At 67.9% G+C, this 11,227-nt stretch carries 8 protein-coding genes; 5 read left to right on the plus strand and 3 right to left on the minus strand.

Annotation, left to right across the window (positions count from 1 at the left end; genetic code table 11):
* Positions 1-53 precede the first annotated feature (53 nt).
* Both AC07NG_RS23670 and AC07NG_RS23675 read right to left on the minus strand, forming a co-directional pair.
* A complete protein-coding gene (locus AC07NG_RS23670) occupies positions 54-2,768 on the minus strand; it encodes a TonB-dependent receptor (protein ID WP_494596751.1) in 2,715 nt (904 codons plus the stop codon).
* Positions 2,769-2,974: 206 nt separating this feature from the next.
* Complete coding sequence (locus AC07NG_RS23675) at positions 2,975-4,342, minus strand: glycoside hydrolase family 53 protein (RefSeq protein ID WP_494596753.1); 1,368 nt, start codon at positions 4,340-4,342, stop codon at positions 2,975-2,977.
* Between the two features lie 381 nt (positions 4,343-4,723).
* On the opposite strand from AC07NG_RS23675, the gene AC07NG_RS23680 reads away from it, so the two are divergent.
* The 4 genes from AC07NG_RS23680 to AC07NG_RS23695 all read left to right on the plus strand — a co-directional run bounded on the left by AC07NG_RS23680 (position 4,724) and on the right by AC07NG_RS23695 (position 9,423).
* Entirely contained in the window at positions 4,724-5,275 is a 552-nt protein-coding gene (locus AC07NG_RS23680) for a GbsR/MarR family transcriptional regulator (RefSeq protein WP_494596754.1), read from the plus strand.
* A gap of 98 nt (positions 5,276-5,373) precedes the next feature.
* Positions 5,374-6,075, plus strand: a complete 702-nt coding sequence (locus AC07NG_RS23685) for a DUF4166 domain-containing protein (protein WP_494596755.1) — start codon at positions 5,374-5,376, stop codon at positions 6,073-6,075.
* Positions 6,072-7,568, plus strand: a complete 1,497-nt coding sequence (locus tag AC07NG_RS23690; protein WP_494596756.1) for a TIGR01777 family oxidoreductase — start codon at positions 6,072-6,074, stop codon at positions 7,566-7,568. The genes AC07NG_RS23685 and AC07NG_RS23690 overlap by 4 nt, the downstream gene beginning before the upstream one ends.
* Positions 7,569-7,752: 184 nt before the next feature.
* Positions 7,753-9,423, plus strand: a complete 1,671-nt coding sequence (locus tag AC07NG_RS23695) for an MFS transporter (RefSeq protein ID WP_494596757.1) — start codon at positions 7,753-7,755, stop codon at positions 9,421-9,423.
* A gap of 66 nt (positions 9,424-9,489) precedes the next feature.
* On the opposite strand, the gene AC07NG_RS23700 is transcribed toward AC07NG_RS23695, so the two are convergent.
* Entirely contained in the window at positions 9,490-10,878 is a 1,389-nt protein-coding gene (locus tag AC07NG_RS23700; protein ID WP_494596759.1) for a helix-turn-helix domain-containing protein, read from the minus strand.
* Positions 10,879-11,021: 143 nt separating this feature from the next.
* Here AC07NG_RS23700 and AC07NG_RS23705 point away from each other — a divergent pair.
* The coding region (locus AC07NG_RS23705) for a carboxyl transferase domain-containing protein (protein WP_494596760.1) at positions 11,022-11,227 on the plus strand (206 nt) is incomplete at its 3' end.

An 11,227-nucleotide genomic window follows, 5' to 3' on the forward strand; every position in this document is an offset into this window, starting at 1 on the left:
GACGTCCTGAACAGTAGCCCCCTCGCCAAGGCGAGGGGGAATGGACGAAGCTCTTAGAACTTCAGGGTCACGTCCATCAGGAAGCGACGACCATAGAGGTCGTAGCGGCCCAGACGGTTGGGATCGCCGTCACGATAGGTGCGCATGGCGCGGTTGGTCAGGTTGTTGACCTGGAAGCGCACGCCGACCATTTCGGTGACCTGGTAGGACGAGCTGAAGTCCAGGGTCTTCTCGGTCGTCAGGGTCTGCAGTTCCGAGCCGTTCCAGCCGTAAATCACGGTCATCGGGCTGTGGTACTTGTAGCCCAGGCGCGCTTCGATCGGACCGTCCGAGTACCACAGGTCGACCGTGGCGGTGTGCTTGGCCAGGCCCACGAGGCTCAGCGGCTTCACGGCCGGGGTCATTTCCTTCAGGTCGGAGTCGACGAAGGCGTAGTTCGAATAGATGCCGAACTTGTCCAGGCCCTTGGGCAGGAAGAAGAACGGCGTCTGGAACGTCGCCTCGACGCCCTGGATGTAGCCGCCGCCGCCGTTGACCGGGGTCGACACCGCATAGGTGGTGCCGTTGTAGGTCTCGGGGGTCTGGGTCCAGCCGATGTAGGTGTCGACGTCCTTGTAGTAGTAGGCCAGGGCGACCAGGGCTTCCGGACGGAAGTACCATTCGGCCGAGGCGTCGAACTGCACGGCCTTGAACGGCTTCAGCTCGGGGTTGCCGCCGCTGCCGGTGTAGGGCGACCAGGTGGTCAGGGTCTTGCTGGCGCGCAGCTCGTCGAGCGGCGGACGGGCCACCACCTGCGACAGGCCGAAGCGGGCAACCTTGCCCTCGCCGAAGTCGAACTTGACGTTCGCGCTGGGCAGGACGTCCGTATAGTCGTTGTCGACGGTCACGGCGGTGAAGGTGGCGGCGCCGGCGTCCTGGCGGTAGCCGTCGCTGCTGGTCTTGGTGGTGACCACGCGCACGCCGACATTGCCGCTCATCCACGAGCCGGCGAAGGCGTCAGCCGCGAAGTTCAGCTTGGCGTAGGCCTCGCCGACCTTCTCGTTGACCTTCCAGCGCTGGGCCAGGTTGTCCCGGGCGTTGGCGTAGTTGAAGGCGTTGTCGCCGTAGATCTTCCGAGCGATGGAATCCAGGTCGCCCGTGATGACGTTCGGCACGTTCAGGCCGCTGATGCTGTACGAGCTGAGCATGCTGGCCGGCACGGTCGCGTTCTGGATGCAGTTGCCCCACTCGTCCTGGACGCTCGGGTCGTAGATGTTGCTCAGGTTGGCCGAGTTGGCGCAGACGAACCACTGGGCCTGGCTGTGGTCCTTGGTGCGGTCCGACACGCGGAAGCCGAACTGGAAGCTCTTGAACTTGCCTTCCAGGTCGCGCGTGAAGTCGAGCGCGCCGGCGACCAGTTCGTCGTTCAGCTGCTCCAGGCCGTCGTTCTGGCCGCCTTCGTTGCTGGCCTTGGACCAGCCGCCCCAGACGTTCTGGGTCAGGGTGATCGGCTGCTGCGTCGTGCTCACGGTCGGCTTGGAGCCGGCGCGCACGTCGTAGCTCAGCGAGGTCGGCTCGGAGACCATGCGCAGGGCGCGCCAGTTGTTCTCGCGCTCGGCCTTCGAATAGGACAGGTCACCCGCCACGACCCACTGGTCGGCGGTCCACTTGCCGTTCAGGCCGGTGACGAACAGGGTCTTGTCTTCGGTGTAGCGCGCCAGGATCGAGGTGACGTTGGCGCCCGGCAGGGTCGCGGCCACGACGGTGTTGTTGACCAGGGTGTACGACGCGCCCGGAGCGCTGACGTAGTCCCACTGGTTGCCGTTGCCCCAGTTGCCGCGGTTGCGGGCGTAGACGACCTGATCCTGGTCTTCCTTGATCTTGATCTTCGAATAGAGCGCGTCGAACTTCAGTTCGAAGTTGTCGGTCGGCTTCCACTGCAGGCCGGTGGAAAGGCCGTCGCGCTTCTGCTCGAGCTTCTTGACCTCGAGCTGCAGGCCCCAGGGCGTGGCGTCGGCCGTGCCGTCGCCGTTCAGGTCGCCGCTGGAGTCGCTGGCGCCGACCGGGGTGCGGATGTTGGAATCGTTCCAGCCCCAGCCCTGCAGCGAAACGTAGCCGTTCTTCTGCTTCTGGCTGGTCAGGCCCAGCACGACGGCCAGGTCGTCGTTGATCTTCTGCACGAACGAGCCGCTGGCGCGGTAGCCGGTCTGGCCGTAGTTCGGGATGTCCTTGCCGCCGTCGTAATAGACGGGGCCGGCGCGCAGCACGACCGACGGGCCCTTGTAGTCCAGCGGGTCGATCGTCGAGATGTTGATGGTGGCCGCGACGCCGCCGGCGATCAGGTCGGCCGACTGCGACTTGTAGACCTGCACGCCCGAGACGACTTCCGAGGGATAGACTTCCCAGCGGACGTTGCGGTCGGGCTCGGACGAGGCGACTTCGCGGTTGTTGATGGTGCCCAGCACGAGGCGGGCGCCGAGGCCGCGGACCACCGCCTGGCTGTCGTTGCCGCGGTCGCGGGTGGCGTTGACGCCGGGCAGGCGCGCGATCGACTCGGCGATCGTTACGTCGGGCAGCACGCCGATGTCCTTGGCCGAGATCGCCTCGACCACCTTGTCGGAGCCCTGCTTCACGTCGAGGGCGTCGCGCAGGCTCTTGCGCACGCCGGTGACGACGACTTCTTCGACCTGCGTGTCGGAGACAGCGGTGTCTTGAGCCCAAGCAGCCGACGAAACGGCGAGCAGGCTCAGGCCGCTGGCGGCGGCGAGCAGCATGGATTGACGGGTCATCTAGTTCCCCCAATTGGAAACGCGACGCCTTCTGCGGGCGTGGCTGTTTTCTGGTTTTGTGGATTGGACCGGCGCTCAGATCGCCGGATCAGTGGGGCGCGACGGTCCGCGCCGAAGTCGACCGCGCCTCTGCGGGCGCTGACGCGTCGGTTCTGCCGATCGACGCGTCGGTGCTATTTATCATACCAATCACATATGACAAGCGGTCACGGTTGAGCCGGCAACCTCAATGCACTCGGCTTGGCGGCGATGGTCGCGGTGACGGCGGACGCCGAACCCACCGCCTCGGCGGTCGGGGCGGTGGCCACGGTCACCGAAGCGCCCGGCATCAGGCGAGTGCGATAGACGAAGTCGGCGCCCTCGCGAACCATCGGGCGCGGCCCCGCCCCGCCCAGGAAGTCGCCGTCGATGAAGGCCGCCGGCTGGTCGCCCGCCGCCACCTTGAAGGTGGTCTCGACCGGGAAGGCGTAAGACGTCGACAGCCACTGCATGCCCTGCGTCGGTTGGCCCTTGAAGTCGAACAGGGTCGAATTCTCCCAGTTCGAGCCCGTGCCCCAGCGGGTCTTGCACTTGGTCGAGACCCAGGCCGGCTCCCAGTAGAAGACGCCCGTGCCGCCATTGGCGAAGACGAGTTGAGTGAGGTCGGTCAGGTACTTCTTCTGGCCTTCCTGCGTCGCCGGATAGCCGGGGATCAGCGAATCCTCGCCCAGCAGGTTGGGCGAGCTGTCGGCGCCGTCGGTGGTGAAGGGATAGGACGTCTCGACCACCACCACGTCGGCCGCATAGGTGTTGCGCAGGCGGTTGATGGTCACGCCCAGCTGCGCCATCGAGCGCTTGGACCACTTGCTGTAGTAGCTGATGCCGATCATGTCGAAGTCGGTGACCCCGGCCTTGGCGGCGGCGGCGAACCAGTCCTCGACGGTGTCGGGCTGGGCGATGTGCAGCATCACCCGCGGCTTCTTCGAGCCCGCCGCGCCCGCGTCGCGCACGGCCTTGATACCGGCGTTGAACAACACGGCGTTGCGGTCCCAGTTGATCGGGTCCTTGGCCTTGGCCAGGGTCGAGACGATCTCGCCGTTGGTCTCGTTGCCGACCTGGACCAGGTCGGGCATCAGGCCCTGGGCGTCCAGCTTGCGCAGGGTGTCATAGGTGAAGGCGTAGAGCGCCTTGGCCTGGTCGGGCGTGGAGAGCTTCTCCCAGGCCTTCGGAGCCAGCTGCTTCTCGCCGTCGGCCCAGTCGTCGGAATAGTGGAAGTCGAGCAGCACCTGCAGGCCCGCGGCCTTGGCGCGCTTGATGCTGCGGACCACGTCCTCGGGGTTGGAGTACTTGGTCCACTTGGGATCGTTCCACAGGCGGATGCGGGCGATGTTGGCCCCGGCCTGCTTGAAGTAGGCGTACTGCTCGACCTTCTGGTCGCCCGAGCGGTAGACCGCGCCGCAGTCGTCCATCTCGTTGGCGTAGGAGATGTCGACGCCCAGATAGGTCTTGGGCGGCAGGGGCTCGACGGCCAGGGCGCTGGTCGAGGCGAGCAGCCCGGCGATGAGGCCCAGCCCCAGCTTCTTCAATCCCGACATGGCGTAAGCTCCCGTTCGATCTTGTAGGCCGCGGGCGTGCGCGGCCGGATTTGCGGGCGGAATATCTTCGTATTGATATTACAAATCAAGCCACAGAACCGGCTGGTCATGTTTCGTCATGAAGGCGGTGCGGCTCCCCTTCCCGCTCGCGACCACGGAATGACGGAATGAGAGCAACGCGTCGATCGGCCATCCAAACAGGTTTGTCATCCCGGCCGGAGGACCGCGCCAGCGGTCCGTAGAGCCGGGACCTCCCACGCCTGCCGCCTGAACCGTGGGAGGTCCCGGCGCTCCGCTTCGCTGCGGCCGGGATGACAACAAGAGGCGCTTGACTCCGAAACCCTTCGGACTGATATTTCTGTCATGACAGAAACAGCTGACATGACCAGAAAGCTCCCCGCCGCGGTCGAGCAGTTCGTCCTGCGCTGGGGCGACATGGGCGGCCAGTGGGGCGTCAACCGGTCGGTCGCCCAGATCCACGCCCTGCTCTATCTGGCCGAAAAGCCGATGACGGCCGAGGACATCGCCGAGACCCTGGGCCTGGCCCGTTCCAACGTGTCCAACAGCATCAAGGAGCTGATCGGCTGGAAGCTGATCCGCCGTATCCCCGTGCTGGGCGACCGCCGCGACCACTACGAGGCCGAGGCCGATCTCTGGCTGATGCTCACCCGCATCGCCGAGGGCCGCAAGGAACGCGAGATCGATCCGATGGTCGAGGCCCTGACCCACGTGCTGGCCGCCGCCGACGGCGACCCGACCCTGGGCAAGACAGCCAAGAGCCGCCTGCGCTCGATGCACGAGTTCGTCAGCACCATCGACGGCTGGTACGGCCAGATGCTGACCGTGCCGCCCTCCACCCTGATGGCGCTGATCAAGATGGGGACCAAGGTCGTGGCCCTGCTGGGCCTGGGCCGGAGCAAGCCGCCCCCATAGGGCGTCGCGCCCGGCACGGGGGCGTCGGGGGACGCCTCAAAAATTTTGACCGACGATTTCTGTTTTTACAGAAATAACTGAGAATACGGGGAAGGCAGATGTTTCGTCTCGCAGCTCAAGAGGTTCCGGCCCAGGTCCGCCAGGCAGCGCCGATGGCACGTCCCGACACCCTGCACGACCTGCGCTTCGCCGCCCTGCTGGGGACGGAAGCCTGGGCCGGCCTGCCGCCGGTGGTGCGCGAGCGGTTCAGCAAGCGGATGGCGCCCGGCCTGGCCGTCACCTACGCCGGCGAGATCGTCGAGAGCCGCCGCAACGCCGCCGGCTGGATCCTGGCCCAGCTGTGCCGCCTGATCGGCGCGCCCCTGCCCCTGGGCGACGACCTGGGCGTGGCGGCGGTCGTCACCGTGACGGAAGACCATCAGGCCGGCGGCCAGTTCTGGACCCGGATGTACGGCCGCGCCCATGGATTTCCCCAAGTGATCCACAGCAGCAAGCGGTTCGCCGGCCCCACGGGGCTGGAGGAGTATCTGGGCGGCGGCTTCGGCATCGCCCTGGCCGTCAGCGCCGACGCGCGCGCCCTGCACTTCCACAGCGACCACTACTTCCTTGCGATCGGCCCCATGCGCCTGCGGCTGCCGGCCTGGCTGGCGCCCGGCGAGCTGACCATCAGCCACGTGGACCGCCCCGACGGGCGCTTCGACTTCGTCCTTCGCCTGCATCACCCCCTGCTGGGCGAGGTGATGCGCCAGGTCGGCGTGTTCCGCGAACGCGCCGCCGAACCTCGGGAGCTCCGCCAATGACCGACCTGATCTGGATCCTGGTCTTCGTGCAGGTGGCCATGGGCGGCTTCGACACGCTCTACCACCACGAACTGACCCAGCGCCTGGCCTGGAAGCCGTCGCAGAAGAGCGAGCTCATCCTGCACGGCGTGCGCAACCTGGCCTATGGGGTGATGTTCGCCGCCCTGGGCTGGAGCCGCCCCGAAGGCGCCTGGGCGATCGCCCTGCTGGCCCTGATGGCCGGCGAACTGGTCATCACCCTGTGGGACTTCGTCGAGGAGGACCGCACCCGCAAGCTGCCGGCCAGCGAGCGCGTGCTGCACACCCTGCTGACCCTGAACTACGGGGTGGTGCTGGCCATACTGACGCCGCTGCTGCTGGGCTGGGCGCAGCGTCCGACCGGCGTCGTGCCCGCCTTCCATGGCGCCTGGAGCATCCTCTGCGCCATCGCCGCCGTCGGCGTGGTGGTGAGCGGCCTGCGCGACCTGGCCGCCGCCGGGCGGACGGCGCGGATCGCGGTCGATGACCCGACGCCCCTGGTCGCCGCCCTGCCCCCGCGCCGGTCGGTGCTGGTCACCGGCGGCACCGGCCTGATCGGCGCCCGCCTGGTCGCGGCCCTGGTCGGGGCCGGCCACGAGGTGACGGTGCTGACCCGCGCCAGAGCCAACGCCGCCGCCCTGCCAGCCCCGATCCGCATCGTCACCGACCTTGACCAGATCGCCGACGACACGCGGCTGGACGCCATCGTAAACCTGGCCGGCGAGCCGATCTCCGACGGCCTGTGGACGATCGCCAAGCGCCGCCGCATCGTCCGCTCCCGGGTGCGGACCACCAAGGCCGTGGTCGCCCTGATCGCCCGGTTGGAAAAGAAGCCCAAGGTGCTGGTCAGCGGCTCGGCCATCGGCTGGTACGGTCTGCGCGGCGACGAGCCGCTGACAGAGGCCGACGGCGGCGAACCTTGCTTCTCCCGCTTCATCTGCGCCCTCTGGGAGAAGGCCGCGATCCGCGCCGAGGCCCATGGCGTGCGGGTGGTGCGGCTGCGCATCGGCCTCGTCCTCTCCACCGAGGGCGGCATGCTCTCCCGGATGCTGACGCCGTTCGAGTTCGGCCTGGGCGGGCCGTTCGGGGCCGGCCGCCACTGGATGAGCTGGATCCACCTGGACGACGTCGTGCGGATGATCGCCCACGCCATCGCCACCCCGCAGTGGAAGGGCGCGGTCAACGCCACGGCGCCGCGGCCGGTGACCAACCGCGCCTTCGCCGCCGCCCTGGGCCGCGTGCTGAACCGCCCGGCCCTGCTCCCCGCCCCGGCCTGGCCGCTGCGCGCGGCGCTGGGACCGTTCGCCGACGAGCTGCTGCTGAGCGGCCAGAAGGTGCTGCCGGCGGCGGCCCGCGACGCCGGCTTCCGCTTCGCCTATCCGATGCTCGACGAGGCCCTGGCCGCCCTCGTCGGCCGGCGGAACACCTCGCGTGAAAAGCGCGCCATCGCCAGGGAGACCCCCGCCAAGGCCTGATTCCAGCATGCGGGATGGCAAGCCCCGCAAGACTTGCTACCGGTAACCCGTCAAGCCGAAAAATCACCGTTCGGAACCCGACGTTCCCCGAAAGTTCCCCTTCCGTAGCGGCGCCACGGCCTGCCATACCTGCACTCAACCACAACGCCGCATAGAGACGGCGACCTAGGAGGAGATGAGGGATATGGCTGACGCCGCTGCGACGTCTGGCGCTAAGGACGGTAAGGTCGTGGAGCGCAAGGACGCCCTGGTCATCGGCGCGGCGTCGGTGGGCACGGTCTTCGAGTGGTACGACTTCTACCTGTACGGCTCGCTGGCGACCTACATCACCCACCACTTCTTCTCGGGCGTGAACGAGACCACGGGCTACATCTTCGCCCTGCTGGCCTTCGCGGCCGGCTTCGCGGTGCGGCCGTTCGGGGCGCTGGTGTTCGGGCGCCTGGGCGACCTCTGGGGCCGCAAGAACACCTTCCTCGTCACCATGCTGCTGATGGGCCTGTCGACCTTCGTCGTCGGCCTGCTGCCCAGCTACGAGCAGATCGGCGTCATCGCGCCCATCGCCCTCGTCGTGATGCGCCTGATCCAGGGCCTGGCCCTGGGCGGCGAGTACGGCGGGGCTGCGACCTATGTCGCCGAGCATGCCCCGCACGGGCGTCGCGGCTTCTACACCAGCTTCATCCAGATCACCGCGACCTTCGGCCTGTTCCTGAGCCTGGTGGTGATCCTGGCCACCCGCTCGACCGTGGGCGAGGACGCCTTCCAGGCCTTCGGCTGGCGCATTCCGTTCCTGATCTCGATCGCCCTGCTCGGCGTGTCGCTGTGGATCCGCCTGCAACTGTCCGAGAGCCCGTCGTTCCAGAAGATGGTCGACGAGGGCAAGGGCACCAAGCAGCCGCTGAAGGACAGCTTCGCCCGCTGGGGCAACCTGAAGATCGTCATTCTCGCGCTGGTGGGCCTGACCGCCGGCCAGGCCGTGGTCTGGTACACCGGCCAGTTCTACGCCCTGTTCTTCATCGAGAAGATGCTCAAGGTCGATGGCGCCCTGGCCAACACCCTGGTCGCCATCGCCCTGCTGATCGGCACGCCGTTCTTCGTGGTCTGCGGCTGGCTGTCGGACAAGATCGGCCGCAAGCCGATCATCATGCTGGGCTGCGCCCTGGCCGCCCTGACCTACTTCCCGCTGTTCAAGACCCTGACCAGCGCCGCCAACCCGCAACTGGCCGCCGCCACCGCCTCGGCCCCGGTGACCGTGGTCGCCGACCCGGCCGACTGCTCGTTCCAGTTCGACCCCATCGGCAAGACGGTGTTCAACACCTCCTGCGACCTGGCCAAGTCGTACCTGGCCAAGGCCGGCGTCAGCTACAACAACCAGCCGGCCGCGGCCGGCGAGACCGCCGAGGTCCGCATCGGCGGCGCCACCCTGCCCTCGTTCCGCGGCGAGACCCTGCCGAAGGCCGAGTTCGCCGCCGCCAAGAAGGCCTGGGAAGCAAAGCTGGGCGAGGCCCTGAAGACCGCCGGCTATCCAGCCAAGGCCGACCCGGCCAAGGTCAACAAGCCGCTGGTAGTGTTCGTCCTGACCCTGCTGGTGATCTACGTCACCATGGTCTACGGCCCGATCGCGGCCATGCTGGTCGAGATGTTCCCGACCAATATCCGCTACACCTCGATGAGCCTGCCCTACCACATCGGCAACGGCTGGTTCGGCGGCTTCCTGCCGACCACGGCCTTCGCCATGGTCGCGGCCACGGGCAACATCTACTACGGGCTCTGGTACCCGATCGCGGTGGCCGGGGTGACGGCGGTGATCGGCATCCTGTTCCTGAAGGAAACCAAGGACGTCGACATCGAGGCGTAGGTCGCCTTCGATCGGAGTTACGGAGGGGGCGCCGCAAGCGCCCCCTTCTTCGTTATGGGCTTGGCTTCAAGGCCGCAGCGAGAACGGCACCCAGCGGCGGTCGTCCTCGAACACCTCGAAGGCCCGGTCCACCGGCGGGAAGGCGCGCTGGGAACAGTCGTCGCGCTCGCAGATCCGGCAGCTGACCCCGATCGGCGCCGAGGGACCGGCCAGGTCCAGCCCGTCGGCATAGACCAGCTGGTCGGCGTAGCGGGCCTCACAACCCAGGCCCAGGGCATAGCGCCGCTCGGCCTGGCGATAGGCCCCCGACGGCTTCACCACCCCCCGCGCCAGGCAGATGTAGCGCGTCGCGTCCGGCATCTGGGCCAGCTGCACCAGCCAGGCGTCGGGCCGGGCGAAGGCGTCATGGACGTTCCACAGCGGGCAGGCCCCGCCGAAGCGGGCGAACTGCAGGCGCGTGGCGCTGTGGCGCTTGGTGATGTTGCCGGCCCGGTCCAGCCGCACGAAATAGAACGGCACGCCCCGCGCGCCCGGCCGCTGCAGCGTCGAAAGCCGGTGGAACACCTGCTCCAGGCTGGTCTGGAAGGAGAGCGCCAGCCGTTCGACATCGTGCCGCGCCGCCCGCGCCGCCTCTCGGAACCGCTCGTAGGGCAAGACCAGGGCGCCGGCGGCGTAATTCAGCAGGCCCGTACGGCAGACCTTGGCGGCGCTGTCGCTGCGAAAACCCGCCGCGGCCAGCTCGGCCTCGACGATGTCGGACAGGGTGAGCGCCGCGATCTGGTAGGCCAGCTGGAAGCTGCGGGTGGCCTCGGGGTGAGCCGCGCCGACGGTCACGGTCCGGCTGGCGGGGTCCCAGTGGCGCAGCAGGTCGGCCTCGCCGCTGCGGGCCACGCGCACGTTCAAGCGGTCGGCCAGCCAGGCCTCCAACGCCCGCTCGCCGCCCCCGCCGATCTCGCCCGCCAGGGCCTCGGCGGCGACGTCGAGGCTGTGAATGTAGTTGTTCTTGTAGTGGAAGAAGTCGCGGACCTCCTCGTAGGGCAGCAGCGCGCTGGCCGCCCCGCGCTCGTCCAGCGACACCGCCTCCTCGGTCGCCTTCAGCCGCTCGTCGAGCCGGCGATAGGCGCGGTGCAAATCGAGATACGCCTTGGCGAGGTTGGGGGTGTTGGCCACCGCCGCCTTGATCTCCGACAGGCTGGGGGCTTCCCCACCGGACGGCGCATCGGCGCTGGCCTCGCGCAGGTCGGCGATCAGCCGCTGGTCGTCGGCGGCGTCCAGCGAGGCGGCGTCGACCTCGAACACCCGCATGACGTCGATCAGCACCCGGGCGGTGACCGGCCGCTGGTTGGCCTCGATCTGCGACAGGTAGCTGGCCGATAGGCCCAGCTGCGCCGCGCAGGCCTCCAGCTTCCAGCCCTTGCCCTGGCGCAGCAGCCGCAGGCGCGGCCCGATGAACAACTTCTCTCCCATTTCGCAACTTTGCTATTTCACAAGATGCAAGTTCGCAAGCCCTCCCCGAAACCTCAATTTTCTTGAGCCTTCAGCCCTCAAGCTCGCAAATCCGATCTTTGCGACGTTCACGCACCGGGCCGGAGTCTTCCTTGCAGCACATTCTCGAAGAACTCGAACGCCGCCGGACCCAGGCCCGAGCCGGAGGCGGCGAGCGCCGCGTCGCGGCCCAGCACGCCAAGGGCAAGCTGACGGCGCGCGAGCGGATCGACCTGCTGCTCGACGAGGACTCGTTCGAGGAGTTCGACATGTTCGTCGAGCACCGGGGGACCGAGTTCGGCATGGCCGAGCAGAAGGT

This window comes from Caulobacter sp. GW821-FHT10C03, from assembly GCF_059415485.1.